The organism is Streptomyces pimonensis (assembly GCF_041380215.1).
In the GTDB taxonomy this organism is placed as follows: domain Bacteria; phylum Actinomycetota; class Actinomycetes; order Streptomycetales; family Streptomycetaceae; genus Streptomyces; species Streptomyces pimonensis.
Genome location: NZ_JAHWZY010000034.1, coordinates 35,993 through 55,569 on the forward strand (window position 1 = coordinate 35,993; position 19,577 = coordinate 55,569).

The following is a 19,577-nucleotide window of genomic DNA, read 5'->3' on the forward strand; positions in this document are numbered from 1 at the left end:
GCCCGGAGCGCCGACTGGCCGCTCCGCTCGTTCCGGCGGTCGTCCGAGCCGCCGGCCCTCCCCGGACCTTGCCCGTCCGTGGCGCGCCGGCGGGACGGGGAGGGCCGGGTGCCGCAGGGCAGCATGAACCGCACCTGCTTCACGGTGCCGCGGTCGGCCCACGAGCCCGGCCGCCGCCCCCTCCGGGACGGTGGCCGTCCGCGGCGGCCGGCGGGCCGCCCGCACGGTGGACATCTCGGCAGGCCGGCCGCCCCCGGCCGACCGACGCGATCAGCGAGGCCCGGAGCCGGCTTGTTCGCCCTCCGGCTCGGGCTGGGACGTCACGGCCGCGTACTGCGGATGGTTCATGTCGAACGCCGGCGACTCCGAACGGATCCGGGGCAGCGTCGTGAAGTTGTGCCGGGGCGGCGGACACGAGGTCGCCCACTCCAGTGACCGCCCGAAGCCCCAGGGATCGTCGACCTCGACCTTCTCGCCGTACCTGGCGGTCTTCCAGACGTTGTGGAGAAACGGCAGCGTGGACATGCCGAGCAGGAAGGCGCCGATGGTGGAGACGGTGTTCAGCGCGGTGAAGCCGTCCACCGCCAGGTAGTCGGCGTAGCGGCGCGGCATGCCCTCGGCGCCGAGCCAGTGCTGCACCAGGAACGTGGTGTGGAAGCCGACGAACAGCGTCCAGAACTGGATCTTGCCGAGCCGTTCGTCGAGCATCTTCCCGGTGAACTTGGGCCACCAGAAGTAGAACCCGGCGAAGGTCGCGAAGACGACGGTGCCGAAGACCACGTAGTGGAAGTGCGCGACGACGAAGTACGAGTCCGTGACGTGGAAGTCCAGCGGCGGCGACGCCAGCAGCACCCCGGTCAGTCCGCCGAACAGGAACGACACCAGGAAGCCGGTCGCCCACAGCATCGGCGTCTCGAAGGACAGCGACCCCTTGATCATGGTGCCGGTCCAGTTGAAGAACTTCACGCCCGTCGGCACCGCGATCAGGAAGCTCATGAAGGAGAAGAACGGCAGCAGCACCGCGCCGGTGGCGAACATGTGGTGCGCCCACACCACGACCGACAGGCCCGTGATGGCCATGGTGGCGCCCACCAGCGTCAGATAGCCGAACAGCGGCTTGCGGCTGAAGACCGGGATGATCTCGGTGACGATGCCGAAGAACGGCAGCGCGATGATGTAGACCTCGGGATGGCCGAAGAACCAGAACAGGTGCTGCCACAGGACCGCCCCGCCGTGGGCGGACCCGAAGACCTGCGAGCCGAACCGCCGGTCCGCCTCCAGCACCAGCAGAGCCGCCGCGAGCACCGGGAACGCCAGCAGGATCAGGATCGACGTGAAAAGCGTGTTCCAGGTGAACAGGGGCATCCGGAACATCGTCATCCCGGGGGCGCGCATCCCGACGATGGTGGCGATGAAGTTGACCGCGCCGAGGATGGTGCCGAAGCCGGAGAGTGCGAGGCCCATGATCCACAGGTCCGGCCCCAGGCCGGGGGAGTACTGCATGCTGTTCAGCGGCGCGTAGGCGAACCAGCCGAAGGCCGGCGGGCCCCCGGTCACCAGCAGGGAACCGAGCACGATCAGGCCGCCGAAGAGGAACAGCCAGTACGAGAACATGTTCAGTCGCGGGAAGGCCACGTCGGGCGCGCCGATCTGCAGCGGCATCAGCTCGTTGGCGAACCCCGCGAAGCTGGGGGTCGCGAACAGCAGCAGCATGATCGTGCCGTGCAGGGTGAACATCTGGTTGAACTGCTGGTTGTCGACGAGCTGCAGCCCTGGCCGGGCCAGTTCGGCGCGCATCAGCAGCGCCATCACACCGGCGATCAGGAAGAATGCGAACGACGTGATCAGGTAGAGGTGACCGATCTTCTTGTGGTCGGTGGTGGTCAGCCAGTCGATCACCAGCCGACCGCGGCGCGGCCGGCGCGCCGGCCGCGCCGCGGCCTGGACGGTCTGCGTCCCCATGTCATTCGCCCCTTCGCTTCTCGCCCGCGGGGAGATCAGCGCCACATGTACCCCCGGGCCCACGCCATGATGCTCGCTCCTGTCGGTCTCCGACAGAGGACGTGGCGGATCGTGTGGCGGAACTACGTATTTTCTGTGCACACCGGTCTGGGTGAGCATGCGCGGCAGGGGAAAGGGGAATGGGCTCCGGGAGTACTTCCACCGGAACTTTCCACCGGAGTTAATCGGGTCTGTGGTGTGGCGTACGGGAATTACGTTCGAATTCCCGCGGAAGGCGTACCGAAACGCCCGCCCGGGTGACGGTCGCCGTCGCGAACGTCTGTCGTGATCCTGTGACAGAAGTGTGACCGCCGGAGATCCGGCCCGGTGTCCGGGCTTCCGGCTCCCCCGCTCCGGGGCTTAGCGTGGCCGCATGGCACCCATTCCGACACCTTCCGCGGAACCCCACGACAGTCCGGACGCCTACGTCGGCCTCGCGGCGGACCGGGCCGAGCACCTCGCGCGTGAGCGCGGCTGGTCGACGGTGCGGGCGCTGCCCCCGGGGGCGGTCATCACCATGGAGTACCGCACGGGCCGGCTGAACTTCGAGGTGCGGGACGGCCTGGTGGCGCGCGCCTGGAAGGGCTGACACACGGTCACGGCCCCGGCTCCCTCGTCGGAGAGCCGGGGCCGTGGTGTGCGTCCGTCAGGGACGGGTCGCCGACGTCGTGCCGCGCGGGTGGCGCTCCGCGTGCGGCGGGCGGCGGCTGCCCGCCGGGGTGACCGGGGAGCGCTCCGCGCGGCCCGTGTGCGGCCCGGGCGCCAGATAGGCGGGTGACCGGGTGGCCGGACGGCCCGTGGTGACCGGCTCGGGAGCCGTGTCCGCGCGGTCGGTGAGCGGCTTGAGCATGACGGGCCGCTCGAGCGGGCCGGTCTGCGCCGAGCCTTTCCGGCGGTCCCGCCAGCGGGCGCGCAGGTCGAAGATCCGCGTCTCCGTGCGGGCGATCACCGGCTCGAACCAGGGCAGCGCCAGCAGGATCAGCAGGCCCGCGACCCAGCCCAGGAGCACATCGCTCAGCCAGTGGGTCCCGATGTAGACGGTGGACAGTCCGACACCGAGCGAGGTCACGGCCGACAGCGCGGACAGCCAGCGGCGGGCTCTCGGGGTGGAGGCCAGATAGGCCAGGATCCCCCAGGTCACCACGGCGTTGGCGGTGTGGCCGCTGGGAAATATGTCTCCGCCGAGCCACATCTCGTTCGAGCCGATCTCGGTCGCGTAGTGCGGTCCGAGACGCCCCATGCCGTACTTCGCGGCCCCCACGGTGACGTTGAGCAGCAACAGGCAGACGCCGAGGGCGAGCAGCGGGCGCAGGGTGTGCTGCCGCCAGGAGCGCCAGCCCAGCCAGGACGCCACCATCACCGCCGTCGGGCCGCGCTGGCCGAGAACCACGTAGTAGTCGACGAACGCGTGGATCTCGGACCACTGCTGGTAGGGGCGGAAGAACATCACCTGCCAGTCCAGCCGGACCAGCCAGGAGGTGATCAGCACGGCCCACACGATCGCCAGATAGAAGGCCAGGGCGGCGGTGAACAACACCACCCGGTGCCGGCTCATTCGCGGCACGCCGATGTGAGCCGGTCGTTCCGGCTCACGATCCAGCCTCGCGAACACCCGGTCCAGACGGGTGGGCTTCCGTTCGGTACGCACCCAATCGACGTTACAGCGAGTGAGTACGGAACCCCGTCGAATCAGGCTCTTTGTGATGACGATGTGATGTGGCATTCCTCTCAGGAGGGCCTTTATCGCCGGTGAATCCGCAAACCCCGGATGCTGTGGACTTCAATTCCTTTGATCATTCCGGGGGGGACGGTTTTATCGCGCTTTTGAATTCGTTCACCGGGGGCTGGTGCGGAATTTCCCCGGCGCTCACCGTCCGTTTTGGTCAGGTCAGGGCGGACCGGAGCCGTTCAGCCAGAAGGCCCCGTACACCGCCGAGGCCGCCGCGACCGCCCCCACGATCAGCGCGGACCTGGGCGTACGCAGCCGGGCCAGGGCCAGGGCGAGGGGTAGCAGCAGGGGGAAGGCGGGCAGCAGCAGTCGCGGTTTCGAACCGAAGTAGCTCGACGCGCACAGGGCGAGCGCGGTGACGACCCCGGCGTACACCAGCAGGGGGAGCGGTTGGCGCTGCCGCACGCAGACGACGTACAGCCACACCACGAGGCCGACGCCGACCACCAGACCGAGACCCGCCGGGGCGGACGGTAACGACGTGAACTTGTCGGCGACGAAGCGGGCGAAGGCGTACCCCCCGTCGAAACCGTTCCGCCACCCGGCCTGCACACCGAGGTATCCCAGCGGTCCGTCGCCGGTCCGGTGGCCGACCCACAGGACGTAACCGGCGGCTCCCAGGGGCGCGAGGAGTGCGCCGAGCACCCGGCGCAGGCGCACGCCGGGGGCGTCCGCCGAGTGCGGAGCGCCCTCCGGCGGATGGACGCGCCGGGCGATCGCGGAAGCACCGGCGCGTTCCCCGGCCCGCGCGCCGTCCTCCGGCGCCGCGCTGCGATCCCGCGCGAAAGGAGTGCGCTCCCGGGCGGGGGAGGAGCGGCCGCGCGTGAGGACGTGCCCCCGCGCACGGACGCGTTCGCACAGGAACGGGGAGATGCCCGCCGCCCACACCGCCGCGACCACCGCCACCCCCACCGGGCGGGTCAGCCCCGCCAGGCCCGCCAGGACGCCCGCCGTCACCCAGCGTCCCGTCAGTACGGCGTACAGCGACCATGCGGCGACCGCGGTGAACAGGGACTCGCTGTACGCCATCGACTGCACGATCCCGACCGGCAGCACCGCCCACAGCAGCACCGCGCACACCCCGGTCCGGCGCCCGTACACGTGGTCGGACACCGCGAAGATCCCCCAGGCCGCCGCGAGCGAGGCGAGCAGGCTCACCACGAAGCCCCCGTCGGCGTACGACAGCGGGGACACCGCCGCCACCAGTCGCTCCAGCCACGGGAGCAGCGGGAAGAACGCCAGGTCGGAGTGCACGTCGCCGCCCGGCAGCCGCACCTCGTAGCCGTACCCGGACTCGGCGACCCTCGCGTACCAGAGCGAGTCCCAGCGGGCGGTCAGCAGGGTGTACGCGTCCTTGCCGCGCGCCCCGCTCCACAGGGCCAGCACGGCCAGGCCCAGGGCGCGCACGGCGGCGTACCCGAGGAGTGCCGGCGCGGCGCGGCGCAGCGCTCCGGGGCGGGCCGGGGCGGCGCGCACATCGAGATCGTTCACGCGCCCGATTATCGACCCGGCACGGAACCGGCCCGCCCGGTGGGGCGCGCGACCCCGACAAAGCGAGTGGTGCACGCCACACCGATCCGCCGGAGCAGTGAGAGACCCGCCACTCGATCCCGGCTCTCCCTCGCGTACTCTGACGTGTCACTCGCCGCTCGCCGCACGAGCCGGAGACCACCGCTCCTCTCCGGCCGAGTCACGGGGGAGTCCCCGACCCCGTGAGCCCGTCGATCGCGAGGGAACATCTGGGAGGTACGTACATGTCCGGGACGACCACGGCCGCCGTCGCGCTGCGCCGTCGGGCGGCCGGGGCCGGTGCCAACCGCTGGGTGGTGCTCGTCGTCCTGTGCGTCAGCCTGCTGCTGGTCGCCGTCGATGCCACCGTGCTGCACGTCGCGGTCCCCGCCGTCACCGAGGACCTCCGGCCCGGCGCGATGGAACTGCTCTGGATCGTCGACGTCTACCCCTTGGTCTGCGCCTCGCTGCTCATCCTCTTCGGCACCCTCGGCGACCGGGTCGGCCGCAGACGCGTCCTGCTGCTCGGCTACGCCCTGTTCGGCGTCGCCTCGGGCATGGCTGCCCTGGCGGACAACGCCCAGGTGCTGATCGTGGCGCGGGCGCTGCTCGGCGTCGGCGGCGCGATGATCATGCCGGCGACGCTGTCGATCCTGCGCCAGGTCTTCCCGGACCGGCGCGAGCGGGCCCTGGCCATCGGGGTCTGGAGCGCGGTCGCCGCCGTGGGCGCGGCGGTCGGCCCGCTGCTCGGCGGCTTCCTGCTGGAGCACTTCTGGTGGGGTTCGGTGTTCCTGGTCAACATTCCGCTGATGCTGGTCAGCCTCCCGGTCGGGCGGCTTCTGCTGCCCGAGTCGAAGGGCGACGACGACGGACCCTGGGACGTGGCCGGCGCGCTGACGGCCGCCGCCGGGCTGTTCGCGGTGGTCCTCGGCGTGAAGCGGCTCGGCGGCGGCGCCTCCGGCGTGTGGACCGTGCTGCTGCTGCTCGTGGGCACCGGACTGCTGACCGTCTTCGTGCGCCGGCAACGGCGCCGCGCGCATCCGCTGGTCGACCTGAGGATGTTCGCCCGGCCGGCGTTCAGTACGTCCGTGGGCTGCATCGTGCTGGCGATGCTGGCCCTGGTGGGCCTGGAGCTGATAGCGGCCCAGTACCTCCAGCTCGTGCTCGGGCTCTCCCCGCTGGAGACCGGGCTGCGTCTGCTGCCGCTGACGCTCGCGGCGATGGCGGCGGGCCTGGCGGGCGCGCGGATGCTGCGCCGCTTCGGCCCGCGCCGCATGGTCTGCTCCGGCTTCTGCCTGACGGCCGCCGCGGTGGTGGTCCTGACCGCGATGGGCGGACAGGACGACTGGCCCCTGCTGCTGACCGGTTTCGTGCTGCTCGGCTTCGGCCTGGAGACCACCCTGTTCGGGGCCTACGAGTCGATGCTCAGCGAAGCGCCGCCGGACCGGGCCGGCGGGGCGGCCGCGATCGGTGAGACCTCCTACCAGCTGGGCGCCGGCATGGGCATCGCGCTCCTCGGCAGCGTGATGAACGCGGCCTACGCCCCCGGCCTCACCGGCATACCCGGGGTGTCCCCGGCGGCGTCCTCGGCGGCCTCGCACTCGCTGGGGGAGGCCTACGAGGTGGCCGACCGGCTCGGCGGACCCGCCGGGACCGCCCTGCGCCACGCGGCACGCCACTCCTTCGTGCACGGACTGCACGTGACCCTGCTGGTGAGCGCGGGTCTGCTGCTGCTCGGTGCGGTGATGGCGTCGCGTCTGCCGCGGACGATGCAGTGCGAGCCGCCGGCCGTGGAGGTGCCCGCGCCGCGGGAGGCCGCGGAGTGCCGGGGCTCCGAGCTGAAGGTGTGACCCGTACCCCACCCCGGCCGGGTGGACGTGCGGGAGGCCGCGTCGTAGCGTCGCCCCGAGCCGCGGCCAGCAGCGCTGGTCGATACCCCGGACCAGCCCCGGAGGATGCCTCATGTCCGCGTCCGTGAAGTCGCCCCCCTTCGACCCCGCCGACCCCCTCGGCCTCGACGACCTGCTGGAGCCGGAGGACCTGGCCGTCCGGGACACCGTGCGCACCTGGGCCGCCGACCGCGTGCTCCCGTACGTCGCCGACTGGTACGAGAAGGGTGAGCTGCCCGGCGTCCGGGAGCTGGCCCGGGAACTCGGCGCGCTCGGCGCGCTCGGCATGTCCCTCGACGGCTACGGCTGCGCGGGCGCGAGCGCCGTCCAGTACGGACTCGCCTGTCTGGAGCTGGAGGCGGCCGACTCCGGGATCCGGTCGCTGGTCTCCGTGCAGGGCTCGCTCGCCATGTACGCCGTCCACCGCTTCGGCAGCGAGGAACAGAAGCAGCGGTGGCTGCCGCGGATGGCGTCCGGCGAGGTCATCGGCTGCTTCGGGCTCACCGAACCCGACATCGGCTCCGACCCCGGCTCGATGCGCACGCACGCCAAGAAGGACGGCACCGACTGGGTGCTCAACGGGCGCAAGATGTGGATCACCAACGGGTCCGTGGCCGGTGTCGCCGTGGTGTGGGCGCGGACCGACGACGGGATCCGCGGCTTCGTGGTGCCCGCCGGCAGCGCCGGGTTCTCGGCGCCCGAGATCAAGCACAAGTGGTCGCTGCGCGCCTCCGTCACCAGCGAGCTGGTCCTCGACGACGTACGACTGCCCGCCGACGCCGTGCTGCCCGGGGCGACCGGTCTGAAGGGCCCGCTCAGCTGTCTGTCGCACGCCCGGTACGGGATCGTCTGGGGCGCGATGGGCGCCGCGCGGAGCTGCTTCGAGGCGGCGGTCGACTACGCGAAGTCGCGGGAGCAGTTCGGGCGGCCCATCGGCGGGTTCCAGCTCACCCAGGCCAAGCTCGCCGACATGGCGGTCGAACTGCACAAGGGGATTCTGCTCGCCCACCACCTGGGGCGGCGCATGGAAGCCGGCCGCCTGCGTCCCGAACAGGTCAGCTTCGGCAAGCTCAACAACGTCCGCGAGGCCATCGACATCTGCCGCACGGCGCGGACGGTCCTGGGCGCCAACGGGATCTCGCTGGAGTATCCGGTGATGCGGCACGCGACCAACCTGGAATCGGTGCTCACCTACGAGGGCACCGTAGAGATGCACCAGCTCGTGCTGGGCAAGGCGCTCACCGGGCTCGACGCCTTCCGGTGAGCCTCCGGGGAGGCAGGACCGGTGTACGGCCCTGCCTCAGCTCTGGTTGAAGAAGCCGTCCGACCGGTGCGCGGACGGTTCACCGCTGACGACCTCGGTGTCGGCCGGGCTGAGCAGGAACACCCGGTTGGAGACCCGCTCGATGGAACCGCGCAGGCCGAAGATCAGGCCCGCGGCGAAGTCGACGACGCGCTTGGCGTCACCGGCGTCCATGGCCGTGAGGTTCATGATGACGGGAACACCCTCGCGGAACAGCTCGCCGATGGCGCGGGCGTCCCGGAAGCTGTCCGGGGTGACCGTGCCGATCCGGCGGCCCCTCTCCTCGGCGACGTCCGCGGCCACCTTGACCCGCGGATCGGTGACCCAGGCCTCGCCGGGCTCGGTCCCGTCGGAGTAGTCGTCGTCGTAATAACGCTCGTCTTCGTTGTCGTCGACGAGGCCAAGCCAGGCACTCGCCTTGCGTACCGATCCCATGGACGCCTCCTCTCACAGCGGTCTTTTTTGTCTTTCCGCATCCCTATGGTCGTCCATGATGCGGACGTCGCGCCAAGTGGATAGACGCCGCGCGGGGGGTTTGTGACGGTACTGGTGCACAGCTGATCCGTCGAGAGTCCGGGTTTCCCAAGGGTCCTGGGGCAAACGGCTGCTGACTGTGAGTGAAATATGATTCTTCCCGGCGTACGGGTGAAGACAGGTGCGTACGGGTGAACGCCCGGGTCGATACGCTGCCGCCGCTCAACGTCGTACAACTGCACGGGGGAACGTCGTGTTCGGAATGGTCAGGCCGTGTCGGCACCGGCTCGGGGAGAAGCTCACCGTCCAGTGGACGGCCCATTTGTGCGGGCTGTGCCTCGCGTTGCGCGGGGACCACGGACAGCTCGCGCGGATCGTCACCAACTACGACGGGCTCCTCATATCCGTCCTGACGGAGGCTCAGGCGAAACAACCGGCCGCGGGACGGCGCACCGCGGGTCCGTGTCCGCTGCGCGGTATGCGCACCGCGTCCGTCGTGCACGGTGAGGGCGCGCGGCTCGCGGCGGCCGTCTCCCTCGTCCTCGCCTCCGCCAAGGTGCGCGACCATGTCGCCGACGGCGACGGGGTGCTGGCGCGCAGGCCGGTCGCGCTCGCCGCGCGCCGGCTCGCGGCGAGCTGGGACCGGGCGGGGGCGCGGAGCGGTTCGGCCGTCGGGTTCGACACCGCCGTCCTCGTCGACGCCGTGGACCGGCAGGCCGGCATCGAGACCCTCGCCGCGCCCGGCACCCCGATCCTCACCGTCACCGAGCCGACCGAGACCGCGACGGCCGCGGCCTTCGCGCACACCGCGGTGCTGGCCGGTCGGCCGCACAACGCCGTACCGCTCGCGGAGGCCGGACGCCTCTTCGGGCGTCTCGCGCACCTCCTGGACGCCGTGGAGGACCGGGAGGCCGACGCGGCCTCGGGCGCCTGGAACCCGCTCACCGCCACCAGGACCCCGCTCGAGGAGGCCCGCCGGCTCGCCGACGACGCGGTGCACGGCATCCGGCTCGCCCTGCGCGAGGTGGAGTTCGAGGACGGCGGTCTCGCGCACCGGCTGCTCGTCCATGAATTGCCCAACTCCGTTCATCGCGCCTTCGGTACGGTCTCCTGTGCCCACGGAGCCGGCCTCTACGCGCCGCCCGGCACTCCCGGTGGCCCGCTGCCCCCCGGACCGCCGCGCCGCGACCGGCGCGGGCTGCTGGCCGGCTGCGCCGTGTGGCTGGGGCTCGCCTGCACCTGCCGGCTGTGCTGCGGCACCTACGAGGACCCCTGGACCCGCGAGTCCAGGCAGGGTCCCTGCGGCGGGTGCGGAGACTGCTGCAACTGCTGCGAGTGCTGCAACTGCTGCGGCGAGGACGGCTGCTGCGGCTGCGACTGCTGACGGGGCCGATTATCCGGAGGGTCGAATTCCGGACACCGCGCGGTTGTTCGGCCGGTCGTGCTGCGGGTGTGACCACTGATGACGCGGTTTCACACCCGGACCAAATCTCCTAGACCGTTCAAAGGGCGACGTCCAAAAGGCACCCTTGCGCCGAACGGTCGGTCGGCCGAATACTCGCCCACAGCGCTTGTCAGGAGCACGGCGTGTTCGGAATCCGGGCACCCGGTTCCCTGGCTGCGCCTCACCGGGCCCGCAACCCCACGAGGGCCCCCCTACTTCCTTTGTGGAGGAACGAGAAGTGAGGATCAAGCGCACCACCCCCCGCAGCGGCCTCTCGAGACGGACTCGGCTGATCGCCGTATCCACCGGCCTCGTGGCCGCCGCCGCGATCGCGATCCCCAGCGCGAACGCGGCCGACACCCCCGCCACCTTCAGCTCCGCGGAGCTCAAGAGCGTCAGCGGCTCGGTGCTGAAGGCCGACGTCCCGGGCACCGCCTGGGCCGTCGACAGCAAGACCAACCGGGTGCTCCTCACCGTCGACAGCACCGTCTCCCAGGCCGAGATCAACAAGATCAAGCAGCAGGCCGGGGACGACGCCGACGCGATCACCGTCAAGCGCACCCCGGGTACGTTCAGCAAGCTCATCCAGGGCGGCGACGCGATCTACTCGAGCAGCGGTCGCTGCTCCCTCGGCTTCAACGTCCGTTCCAGCAGCGGGGTCGACTACTTCCTGACCGCCGGTCACTGCACCCAGGGCGCGGGTACCTGGTACGGCAACTCCAGCCGCACCACGGTGCTCGGCTCGACCGCCGGCACCAGCTTCCCGGGCAACGACTACGGCATCGTCCGGTACACCGGGTCCGTCAGCCGGCCCGGCACCGCGAACGGCGTGGACATCACCCGTGCGGCCACCCCGAGCGTGGGCACCACCGTCATCCGCGACGGCTCCACCACCGGCACCCGCAGCGGCCGGGTCACCGCTCTGAACGCCACCGTCAACTACGGCGGCGGCGACATCGTCTCCGGCCTCATCCAGACCACGGTCTGCGCCGAGCCCGGTGACTCCGGCGGTTCGCTCTACGGCAGCAACGGCACCGCGTACGGTCTGACCTCCGGCGGCAGCGGCAACTGCACCTTCGGCGGTACGACCTTCTTCCAGCCGGTGACGGAGGCCCTGAGCGCCTACGGCGTCACCCTCACCTAGGAGCGGACACCGGGGCCGGCCGGCGCCGCCGGCCCCACGTGTCCCACCTCGCAGCCGGCAGCACGACGAGCCCCCGCACGCGACAGCCGTGCGGGGGCTCGCCCTTGCCCGGGGCGCGGGGCCGCCGTCGAAGGGTGCGCGTCGACAGTCCGCCGTCGGCCGGGGCGTGCGGACCGACCGCGGCGGGAGCCGGGGACGTCCTTCCGCCCGGCACCATGGGAGGTCCACGGCCTGCCGGGCCGGAGCCGGCCACGAACGCGTCCGGCACCCCGCACCGCCGGTCCCGGGGCACGTCCCTCGTGGTGAACGTGCTCGACGAGGCCGCCGCCGAGACCGTCGAGCCGGCCGGCGCCAGGGCGAGAGCCGTGGCGAACCCCCTCGCCGGGCTGAGGAGCGCGCGCACCACCTCGAGCGGGACGCCATCATGCCGGGCACCGCCCGGGCGACCGACCCGGCCGTCAACAAGGTCGTCGTCACCGCGGACCGCACGGACTCCGACGCCGAGTGGGCCAAGCTGGCGAATCGTACAGCGCCTGGGTGCCGCCGGCCGCGACCGCCGCCTTGCACGCCGCCGACTTCGGGCTCTCCGGACCCTCGGCGTAGCACTGCGAGACCCGGCTGACCGGGTCGCCCATCGAGCCGTGCGCGGACGCCGGCGCGGCGGACAGACCGGTCAGGGCGAGCGGAACGAGACCGACGGCGGTGGCGACAGCGGCCTTGCGGCGTGCGGGCATGGGGCGGCAACTCCTCGACAGTGATCACAGGATCGGGCGGGGGGAATCCCGTGGGGGTGGCTCGGAAACTAGCCCCCCGAACCAGCGAGATCGCCTGTCGAAGGCCGCGGAGAGATCCTTATCGCCGCGTTAAGGGAGTGCTCAGGCTGGGATCAGGTAAGTGCCCGGATCGGGCAGGTGTCCGGACGGTCAGTCGTCGGGCCACCAGATGCGGGCGATGTCCTTGCGGACTTCGGGTCGTCCCGCGGGGCGCTCGTCGGCCTCCTCGCGGATCCGGCGGGCGTCCGTCTTCCTCGGGGGCTTCTGCACGGTGACACGGCGCATGGCTGCCTCCTTCGGGGTCCACCGGGTTCCGTGTTCTCACGGAGGTAGACCTTTCGGGGGAGAGTTCCTCATCGGTCCCGTTCTGTCTGTGTCCGCTGTCACGAATCGATTGTCAGTGGTGGGTGTCACTCTGGGGCCATGACGACCCACGGCGGTGACGGATCGGGTACGGAGGGTGTCGACTGGGACGTGGAGGCCGCCGCGTTCGACGAGGAGCCGGACCACGGGCTGCGCGACCCCCAGGTGCGCGCGGCCTGGGCGGCGCGGCTGCGGGCCTGGCTGCCGGGGCGGCCCGGCGATGTCCTCGACCTCGGCTGCGGCACCGGCAGTCCGTCGCTCCTCGCGGAGGAGCGGGGACACCGGGTGACCGGTGTCGACCGGTCCCCGGCGATGGTGACGCTCGCCCGGCGGAAGCTCGCCGGGCGTGACGCCGTGTTCCTCGTCGGCGACGCGACGGCACCACCGGTCGGCGAGGAGCGCTACGACGCTGTCCTGGTCCGGCATGTGCTGTGGACGCTGCCCGAGCCCGGCCGGGCGCTGCGGCACTGGCGGGACCTGCTGCGGCCAGGAGGACGGCTGGTGCTGGTCGAGGGAGTGTGGGGGACGGCGAGCCCGGTGGGCATACCCGCCGACCGGCTCACCGCCCTCCTGGCCCCGCTCGGCGGGCGGGTGGACGTGGAGCGGCTGTCCGAGGACACGGCGCCGTGGGGCCGGGGCGTGGACGACGAGCGGTACGCGGTGGTCGCGGTCCCGGACTGACCCGGGCCCTCAGACGAGCAGCGCGCCGGACCCGCCCTCGCGGGCCCGGGCGTCCAGTTCGTCGAGGGCGGCCACCGCGACGGCCGCCGCCTCGGGATCCGCGGTGAGCAGTCCGCTCGCCGCGAACTCGTCCTCGTCCAGCCGCCGTACGTCCGTGCCGTCCGCGGAGACCCACAGGTCCAGGTCGAGATCCTCGACGACCAGCCGGCCGCCGGAGAGCTCGGCCGGGCGGGTGATGTCGCAGTAGTGGCCCTTGAGGGTGCCGTCGGCGGCGCGGACCTCCTTCACCGAGTACCACCGGTCGCGCCAGTAGTGCTCCGTGAAGACGTCACCGGGTTCGAAGCGGACGAAGCCGAAGTCGCGCACGCCGTCACCTGCCCAGGGGGCGCGCACGGTGGCGCGGGTGCCGTCGTCGGCGAGCAGTTCGGCCGGGTAACGGATCTTCATCCGTCCCGCCTTGACGAGGACCACCTCCACCAGCGTCGGCCCGTCAGCCGAGCGCGCGGACATACCGCACCTCCGTCCCGCAGATCTCGTACCCGAACCACTTGTTGATCGCGATCATCGGCCCGTTCCCGGTGTCGTTGCCCGTGAACGCCTCCGTGTACCCGGCCGCGCGGGCGCGATGCAGGGAGTCGTTCTTGGCGAGCTTGGCCAGACCCCGGCCGCGGTGGGCGCGGGCGGTGCCGGTCATGACCGTGCTGTACCGGGTGCCGCCGTCCGTGCGGGCCGCGGAGAACGCGGCGGGACGGCCGTCGACCAGCGCCACCGTGGTCAGCCCGGGGCTGAACATCGGGTGCCGCCAGGTCTCCTCCAGCCAGGCCTCGTAGTCGGTGAACTCCGTGTCCACGTCGCTCGGCTCGTCCGCCGTCGTCTCCGCGTCCAGCTCGAACAGCGGGCGCGGATCGGCGACGAAGTCCGAGGCCGGCCGCAGCTCCATGCCCGGTGGCGGGTCCTGGAGCGGGGGCAGGGTGCCGTTCGCCAGGTCCAGGCGGAGGAAGTGGGCGGCGCGGCTCGCCCGGTAGCCGTGCGCTTCGGCGAAGAAGCGGTTGCCCGGCTCGTCCACCACCCAGGCGAACAGCCGGGTCGCCCCGTGCGCGGCCAGGTGCTCCTCGGCGGCGCGCACCAGCAGTGTCCCGGCGCCCCGGCGGGTGTGCTCGGGGTGCACGTACACGTTGATGTTGCCCTGGCCGGGCTCGGCGCTCTCGTGGGTCAGGTGCACCTGCGCCGTGCCGATCACCTCGCCGTCGGCCACGGCGACGAGCGGGCGGTAGTGGGCGTCGGGGTGGAGGCGGTCGAGGTCGTGGGCCAGGGACTCCGGAGTGACCAGGACGAACGGCAGCGCGGCGTGCCGGACGCGGGCGAAGCCCTCCAGGTCGGCTCGGGCGTCGGGGCGGAGATCACGGACGGACACTGTCATGGAGGCGCACGCTACGGGGGCCGCGCCCGGGGTGCCTCCTCTTTTCCGTCGGGGTGGGCGACAATCGGGCCGTGACCTTGAAGATCCGGATCGACGACGGCGCGCCCCCGTACGAGCAGGTACGGGCGCAGATCTCCGAGCAGGCACGGTCGGGAGCGCTGCCCGTGGGGTACAGGCTGCCGACGGTGCGGGGGCTGGCCGAGACGCTCGGGCTCGCCGCGAACACGGTGGCCAAGGCGTACCGGGCGCTGGAGGCGGACGGGGTGATCGAGACGCGGGGGCGCAACGGGACGCTGATCGCCGCCGCGGGGGAGGCGGCGGAGCGGGAGTTGGCGTCCGCCGCGCAGGATTTCGCCTCGCGGGCACGGCGGCTGGGGCTGGGAGAGGGGGAGGCACTGGCTGCCGTGCGGGATGCACTGCGTGCGGCTTACGGGTGAGCGCGGGGGCGGTGGGCGTTCGCCCCCGGCCGCGGGTCCGTTGCGGCTGGTCGCGCCCGCGCGGCGGAGCCGCAAGTCGGCACAGCCCCGCGCCCCTGGGAGGCGGGGGTCGGTTGTGTTCGTTCCCCCGTGCCAGTCCTTGCGCCTACAGGTACAGGCCCGCTTCCGTGTCGCCCCGTGGTTCCGGGAGGGATGTCGGGGAGGCGCCGCGGCGCAGGGCGTACAGTTCGGCCAGGGTCGCGCCCTCGCGGCCGATGCCCTCCTCGGCGCCCAGCCAGTTCACCGCCTCCGCGCGGGTCAGTCGGCCCACCTCGATCCGGGCGAGGCAGCGGCCGGGCCGGACCACGGCCGGGTGCAGGCGCTCCAGGTCCTCGTTGGTGGTGACGCCCACCAGGACGTTGCGGCCCTGGCCGAGCAGACCGTCCGTCAGGTTCAGCAGCCGGGACAGTGCCTGCCCGGTGGTGTGTTTGGCCTCACCCCGGATCAGCTCGTCGCAGTCCTCCAGGAGCAGCAGCCGCCAGCGGCCCTTGCCCGTCGCGTCCTCCTCACCGATCGCGATGTCCATCAGATAGCCGACGTCGCTGAACAGCCGTTCGGGGTCCAGCACGCAGTCCACCTGGCACCAGTCCCGCCAGGACCGGGCCAGCGTGCGCAGCGCGGAGGTCTTGCCGGTGCCCGGCGGGCCGTGCAGCAGGAGCAGCCGGCCCGAGACGTCCTCGGGTGTGGTCCTCATCAGGCGGTCCATCGCGTCCGCCACCGGCGCCGTGTAGTTGGGCCGGACCTCCTCCCAGGCGCCCGCCGAGATCTGCCGGGTGGTGCGGTGCGGGCCGCGCCGCGGGGAGACGTACCAGAAACCCATGGTGACGTTCTCCGGCTGCGGTGCGGGCTCGTCCGCCGCGCCGTCGGTGGCCTCGTCCAGGACCCTCGCGGCGAGGTCGGCGCTGGTCGCGGTGACCGTGACGTCGGCCCCCCGGTTCCAGCGGGAGGCCAGCAGTGTCCAGCCCTCGCCCTCGGCCAGGGTGGCGCTGCGGTCGTCGTCCCTGGCGATCCGCAGCACCCGCGCGTTCGCGGGCAGCAGGGTCGCGCCGGAGCGTACGCGGTCGATGTTGACGGCGTGCGAGTACGGCTGCTCGCCCGTCGCGAAGCGGCCGAGGAACAGCGCGTCGACGACGTCGGACGGGGAGTCGCTGTCGTCGACGTTGAGCCGGATCGGCAGTGCGTCGTGTGGGTGCGCGGACATGCCGCCATGATCGGTCACACGGGCGCCGTGCGCACCCGTTTTCCGGGGTGCGCACGGCGCACGGCCGTCGTCGGTCGCCCTTCATCGGTCCGGCGGCCGGCGGATCAGCCCCCGTGCCCGCCGGGTCCGGCGCACCACCGCGTACCCCTTGGTCAGCGCGCGGTCCCGGGCGAAGGCGCGCGCGACGCCCCGCCCCTCCACCAGCCGTTCGAACTCGGCGGTGTCCGTCGACCGTCGCACCGTCACGCGCCGCAGGGCGTACGGTCCCTGGGCGCGGCGGGCGAGGCCGTTGCCGACGGCGAGCGCCTGGGCGTACCCCGTCTCGCGCACCGCCCGGCGCACCCGGCGGCTGGAGTAGCCGTAGGGATACGCGAACGAGGCGGGTGCGGAGCCCAGCTGGTCCGAGACGATCTCCTTGCACAGGACCAGTTCGGAGCGCAGCCGGCGGTCGTCGAGCTGGTCGAGCTGCGGATGGCTGTGGCTGTGCCCGCCGATCTCGACGCCGGCGCCGGCCAGTTCGCGCACCTGGTCCCAGTCGAGCATGGCGTCCGGGCCGCCGCCGGTGTCGTACGGCCCCCTCAGCCAGCCGGTGGAGACGAACAGGGTGGCCGGGAAACCGTGTTCGGCGAGCACGGGCAGCGCGTGCCGGTGCACGCCCTCGTAGCCGTCGTCGAACGTGACGAGGACCGGCCGGGCGGGCAGCGGGCGGCCCGAGCGCCAGTGGGCGGCCAGTGCGGCCGTGGTGACGGGGGTGAGTCCCCGGTCCGCGAGCACCGCCATCTGCTCGGCGAACGCCTCCGGGGACACGGACAGGTTGCGGGTCGCCCCACTGGGATCGCCCGCGACCGCGTGGTACATGAGGATCGGCACGCGTACGTCAGTCATGGCCGTCCTTCCCGACGCCCACCACGAAGAACGTGACCCCGCCCCGCCGGGCCCGCACGCTCCCCACCAGGTAGCCGCCGGCCGCCGTGAGCACCCCGGCCACGATCGCCCCCGCGCGCCCCGCGCCGCCCGGGCGGGCCAGCAGGGCGTCGCGCAGTCCCCGCGCCACTCCGGCCGGCAGCACGCGCGTGGTGTACCGGCGTTCGGACTCGAGTCCCTTCTCCGCCCCCACGCTGCGGGCCACCAGCGCCTTGGACAACCCCTCGGCGTAGGTACGCGTACGGAAGTAGCGGAAGCGCTCCCGGACTTCGGGCACCCGGTGGTGGATCACCGCGCGGTCGTCGATCAGCAGGACCGCGCCGGGGCGGGCGTGGCTGAGGCGGATGCACAGCTCCGTCTCCTCGCCGCCCAGCGGGCGCTTGTTCCCGTCGCGTCCGATGCCGGTGGCGAAGCCGCCCGCCGCGTCGAAGGCCTCGCGCCGGAAGGAGGCGTTGCCGCCGAGCACGTTGCGCACCCGCACCCGCCCGCGCGGCAGGCCCCGGTAGGTGCAGCCCACCACCCAGTCGAACTCCTCGGGGAACCAGGCGGGCCGTCGGCCCGACGCCCAGACGGGCTCGGTGCGCCCGCCGACCGCCATCACGCGCGGGTCGTCGTACGCCTCGGCGAAGTGCTTCAGCCAGTCGCGCTCGGCCACCGCGTCGTCGTCGAGGAAGGCGACGACCTCCCCGCGCGAGGCGGCGATCCCGGTGTTGCGGCCGGCGGACAGACCGCGGGGGCCCGTGTTGGCGAGCACCCGCACGTCGTCGGTCTTCTCGTACTCCTTGCCCAGACGGTCCAGGAGATCCCGGTTGTGGTCGACGACCAGCAGGGTCTCCAGGGCCGGCCGTGACTGCGCCCGTACCGAGGCGACCGCCGCGAGGACGTCCTCCCAGCGGTCCTCGGTGTAGGCGCAGATCACGACCGAGACGCCCGGGGTGCCGGGGTCGCTCAAGACACCTTCCCCCGGACCGTGTCGAGCAGCGGCGAGGGGCGCGGACGCCGGCGCAGCGCGCGCCGGTTGGAACGCTCCCCGAGGATCACTCTCAGCACGCGCAGTCCGTCGCGCACGGCTCGCAGATTGCTCGTGCCGTGGATGCGCAGGTACTCGTGGCTGGGGATCTCCTGCACCTTGAGGCCGGCCTTGACGACCCGGATGTTCATCAGGGTCTCGACCTCGAAACCGGTGCAGTCGAGGTCGATCTTGTCCAGGCAGTGCCGCCAGAAGGCGTTGTAGCCGTAGCAGAGGTCGGTGTACCGGGCGCCGAACTTGCGGTTGACGACGGCGCACAGCACCCGGTTGCCCAGCATGCGGATGAACGTCATGTCGTCGGTGCCGCCGCCGTTGGCGAAGCGGGACCCCTTGGCGAAGTCCGCGCCGGAGACCAGCGCGGAGACGTAGCTGACGATCTCGTTGCCGTCCGCCGAGCCGTCCGCGTCGACCATCACGATGATGTCGCCGGTGCAGGCCTCGAAGCCGGAGCGCAGTGCGTCCCCCTTGCCCTTGCCGCTCTGGCCGACGACCTTGACGCCGGGCCGCAGTCCGCGGGCCACCTCGACGGTGTCGTCGGTGGAGTTGCCGTCGACCAGGACCACTTCGTGGATCCAGTCGGGAAGCGTCTTGAAGACGTACGGCAGGTTCTCCGCCTCGTTCATGGCCGGTATCACCACGCTCACCGGCGGCGCGATGGCCAGGTGGGAGGAGACGGGCCGGTACGTTCGGGCGGTCGGCGGATCCTGGTCCTCGGCCGCCGGCTGCAGGACGGAACTCATGAGTCTGGTCCCTCTCGTCCGGTGGACCGCCCGCCCCTCGGGCGGCCCGGCTGTTCGTCCGGTTCGAAAGGGGGGTTCTCACCCCACGACACGGCGGACGGAACCGACGTGCACGCCAGGTGAGCTGGCAGATCTGGTCGGCCGCGAGAACGGCAGCCGACCGCGCGGCACGGCCCGGCCACCGCATGCGGTCACCGGGCGCGGCACCCCCCTACCGCGCCCCGCGCCGGTTCGTCGCGGTCCTGAGCCCTCCCCTGGAGCCGCTTGTCGACGGACCGGTGCGAGTGAGATGTATGACGGTATTGACGATTGAAGCCGAATGGCAAGACCTGGAACGGTCGATCACGCTTTCGTCGGTTTGGCCGTTGCGTGGGCCTCTTGCCCGGATGCGTGGATCTGCATGGCCGACTTTGCCCCCTGAAGTGTCGGATGCCGGGCTTCAATGTGACGCACCCCGTAAGGGCCGTCAAGGCCGG

18 protein-coding genes and 2 pseudogenes are annotated in these 19,577 nt (G+C 72.1%); 8 read left to right on the plus strand and 12 right to left on the minus strand.

Annotated features, from left to right (window positions below; genetic code table 11):
- Nucleotides 1-270 precede the first annotated feature (270 nt).
- Nucleotides 271-1,962 carry an aa3-type cytochrome oxidase subunit I gene (gene ctaD, locus KYY02_RS26735; RefSeq protein ID WP_371242241.1) on the minus strand — a complete coding sequence of 564 codons (1,692 nt, stop codon included), beginning with the start codon at nt 1,960-1,962 and terminating at the stop codon, nt 271-273.
- Between the two features lie 412 nt (nt 1,963-2,374).
- Here ctaD and KYY02_RS26740 point away from each other — a divergent pair, with 412 nt between their 5' ends.
- On the plus strand, nt 2,375-2,590 hold the full coding sequence (locus KYY02_RS26740; protein WP_371242243.1) for an I78 family peptidase inhibitor: 216 nt from the start codon (nt 2,375-2,377) through the stop codon (nt 2,588-2,590).
- A 57-nt stretch (nt 2,591-2,647) separates the two neighbouring features.
- On the opposite strand, the gene KYY02_RS26745 is transcribed toward KYY02_RS26740, so the two are convergent.
- A complete protein-coding gene (locus KYY02_RS26745) occupies nt 2,648-3,649 on the minus strand; it encodes a phosphatase PAP2 family protein (protein ID WP_371242245.1) in 1,002 nt (333 codons plus the stop codon).
- 240 nt (nt 3,650-3,889) lie between these two features.
- Entirely contained in the window at nt 3,890-5,221 is a 1,332-nt protein-coding gene (locus KYY02_RS26750; protein WP_371242247.1) for a glycosyltransferase family 39 protein, read from the minus strand.
- Nucleotides 5,222-5,484: 263 nt separating this feature from the next.
- Between KYY02_RS26750 and KYY02_RS26755 the strand changes: the two genes are divergently transcribed.
- Nucleotides 5,485-7,089 (plus strand): MFS transporter, encoded by a 1,605-nt coding sequence (locus KYY02_RS26755; RefSeq protein ID WP_371242248.1) that lies wholly within the window; start codon nt 5,485-5,487, stop codon nt 7,087-7,089.
- Between the two features lie 112 nt (nt 7,090-7,201).
- Nucleotides 7,202-8,392: an acyl-CoA dehydrogenase family protein gene (locus tag KYY02_RS26760; RefSeq protein ID WP_371242249.1), complete on the plus strand. Its 1,191-nt coding sequence runs from the start codon at nt 7,202-7,204 to the stop codon at nt 8,390-8,392.
- A gap of 36 nt (nt 8,393-8,428) precedes the next feature.
- Here KYY02_RS26760 and KYY02_RS26765 read toward each other — a convergent pair whose 3' ends face one another.
- The gene (locus tag KYY02_RS26765) at nt 8,429-8,866 is read right to left on the minus strand and encodes a cell division protein SepF (RefSeq protein WP_371242251.1); all 438 of its coding nucleotides are present in this window, start codon (nt 8,864-8,866) and stop codon (nt 8,429-8,431) included.
- 292 nt (nt 8,867-9,158) lie between these two features.
- Here KYY02_RS26765 and KYY02_RS26770 point away from each other — a divergent pair, with 292 nt between their 5' ends.
- The 3 genes and pseudogenes from KYY02_RS26770 to KYY02_RS34015 all read left to right on the plus strand — a co-directional run.
- Entirely contained in the window at nt 9,159-10,289 is a 1,131-nt protein-coding gene (locus KYY02_RS26770; protein ID WP_371242253.1) for a DUF5685 family protein, read from the plus strand.
- Nucleotides 10,290-10,587: 298 nt separating this feature from the next.
- Complete coding sequence (locus KYY02_RS26775; protein WP_371242255.1) at nt 10,588-11,493, plus strand: S1 family peptidase; 906 nt, start codon at nt 10,588-10,590, stop codon at nt 11,491-11,493.
- A gap of 424 nt (nt 11,494-11,917) precedes the next feature.
- Nucleotides 11,918-11,974 (plus strand): annotated as a pseudogene (locus KYY02_RS34015) (hypothetical protein); the annotation flags it as partial.
- A gap of 40 nt (nt 11,975-12,014) precedes the next feature.
- Here KYY02_RS34015 and KYY02_RS26785 read toward each other — a convergent pair.
- Nucleotides 12,015-12,227, minus strand: a pseudogene (locus KYY02_RS26785) (lytic polysaccharide monooxygenase); the annotation flags it as partial.
- A gap of 189 nt (nt 12,228-12,416) precedes the next feature.
- Nucleotides 12,417-12,551 carry a hypothetical protein gene (locus tag KYY02_RS26790; protein WP_371242257.1) on the minus strand — a complete coding sequence of 45 codons (135 nt, stop codon included), beginning with the start codon at nt 12,549-12,551 and terminating at the stop codon, nt 12,417-12,419.
- A 138-nt stretch (nt 12,552-12,689) separates the two neighbouring features.
- Here KYY02_RS26790 and KYY02_RS26795 point away from each other — a divergent pair, with 138 nt between their 5' ends.
- Nucleotides 12,690-13,310 (plus strand): class I SAM-dependent methyltransferase, encoded by a 621-nt coding sequence (locus KYY02_RS26795; RefSeq protein ID WP_371242259.1) that lies wholly within the window; start codon nt 12,690-12,692, stop codon nt 13,308-13,310.
- Nucleotides 13,311-13,319: 9 nt separating this feature from the next.
- Here KYY02_RS26795 and KYY02_RS26800 read toward each other — a convergent pair whose 3' ends face one another.
- Both KYY02_RS26800 and KYY02_RS26805 read right to left on the minus strand, forming a co-directional pair.
- The gene (locus tag KYY02_RS26800) at nt 13,320-13,820 is read right to left on the minus strand and encodes a ribonuclease FAU-1 family protein (RefSeq protein WP_371242261.1); all 501 of its coding nucleotides are present in this window, start codon (nt 13,818-13,820) and stop codon (nt 13,320-13,322) included.
- Nucleotides 13,801-14,730 (minus strand): GNAT family N-acetyltransferase, encoded by a 930-nt coding sequence (locus KYY02_RS26805; RefSeq protein ID WP_371242263.1) that lies wholly within the window; start codon nt 14,728-14,730, stop codon nt 13,801-13,803. Before KYY02_RS26805 ends, KYY02_RS26800 begins: the two co-directional genes overlap by 20 nt.
- A 71-nt stretch (nt 14,731-14,801) precedes the next feature.
- Here KYY02_RS26805 and KYY02_RS26810 point away from each other — a divergent pair, with 71 nt between their 5' ends.
- Complete coding sequence (locus KYY02_RS26810; RefSeq protein WP_371242265.1) at nt 14,802-15,167, plus strand: GntR family transcriptional regulator; 366 nt, start codon at nt 14,802-14,804, stop codon at nt 15,165-15,167.
- 145 nt (nt 15,168-15,312) lie between these two features.
- On the opposite strand, the gene KYY02_RS26815 is transcribed toward KYY02_RS26810, so the two are convergent.
- From KYY02_RS26815 to KYY02_RS26830, 4 genes are all read right to left on the minus strand, one after another.
- Nucleotides 15,313-16,407, minus strand: coding sequence for a DUF5925 domain-containing protein (locus KYY02_RS26815; protein ID WP_371242267.1), 1,095 nt, complete (start codon nt 16,405-16,407; stop codon nt 15,313-15,315).
- A gap of 81 nt (nt 16,408-16,488) precedes the next feature.
- Complete coding sequence (locus KYY02_RS26820; RefSeq protein ID WP_371242269.1) at nt 16,489-17,292, minus strand: polysaccharide deacetylase family protein; 804 nt, start codon at nt 17,290-17,292, stop codon at nt 16,489-16,491.
- Complete coding sequence (locus KYY02_RS26825; RefSeq protein ID WP_371242271.1) at nt 17,285-18,283, minus strand: glycosyltransferase family 2 protein; 999 nt, start codon at nt 18,281-18,283, stop codon at nt 17,285-17,287. The genes KYY02_RS26820 and KYY02_RS26825 overlap by 8 nt, the downstream gene beginning before the upstream one ends.
- Nucleotides 18,280-19,101, minus strand: a complete 822-nt coding sequence (locus KYY02_RS26830; protein WP_371242273.1) for a glycosyltransferase family 2 protein — start codon at nt 19,099-19,101, stop codon at nt 18,280-18,282. The genes KYY02_RS26825 and KYY02_RS26830 overlap by 4 nt, the downstream gene beginning before the upstream one ends.
- Between the last annotated feature and the right edge of the window lie 476 nt (nt 19,102-19,577).

Coding starts and splice junctions, on each gene's coding strand:
- KYY02_RS26830 (WP_371242273.1), bottom strand. CDS start 19,101: ATGAGTTCCGTCCTGCAGCCGGCGGCCGAGGACCAGGATCCGCCGACC.
- KYY02_RS26820 (WP_371242269.1), bottom strand. CDS start 17,292: ATGACTGACGTACGCGTGCCGATCCTCATGTACCACGCGGTCGCGGGC.
- KYY02_RS26760 (WP_371242249.1), top strand. CDS start 7,202: ATGTCCGCGTCCGTGAAGTCGCCCCCCTTCGACCCCGCCGACCCCCTC.
- KYY02_RS26795 (WP_371242259.1), top strand. CDS start 12,690: ATGACGACCCACGGCGGTGACGGATCGGGTACGGAGGGTGTCGACTGG.
- KYY02_RS26815 (WP_371242267.1), bottom strand. CDS start 16,407: ATGTCCGCGCACCCACACGACGCACTGCCGATCCGGCTCAACGTCGAC.
- KYY02_RS26755 (WP_371242248.1), top strand. CDS start 5,485: ATGTCCGGGACGACCACGGCCGCCGTCGCGCTGCGCCGTCGGGCGGCC.
- KYY02_RS26740 (WP_371242243.1), top strand. CDS start 2,375: ATGGCACCCATTCCGACACCTTCCGCGGAACCCCACGACAGTCCGGAC.
- KYY02_RS26805 (WP_371242263.1), bottom strand. CDS start 14,730: ATGACAGTGTCCGTCCGTGATCTCCGCCCCGACGCCCGAGCCGACCTG.
- ctaD (WP_371242241.1), bottom strand. CDS start 1,962: ATGGGGACGCAGACCGTCCAGGCCGCGGCGCGGCCGGCGCGCCGGCCG.
- KYY02_RS26800 (WP_371242261.1), bottom strand. CDS start 13,820: ATGTCCGCGCGCTCGGCTGACGGGCCGACGCTGGTGGAGGTGGTCCTC.
- KYY02_RS26765 (WP_371242251.1), bottom strand. CDS start 8,866: ATGGGATCGGTACGCAAGGCGAGTGCCTGGCTTGGCCTCGTCGACGAC.
- KYY02_RS26790 (WP_371242257.1), bottom strand. CDS start 12,551: ATGCGCCGTGTCACCGTGCAGAAGCCCCCGAGGAAGACGGACGCCCGC.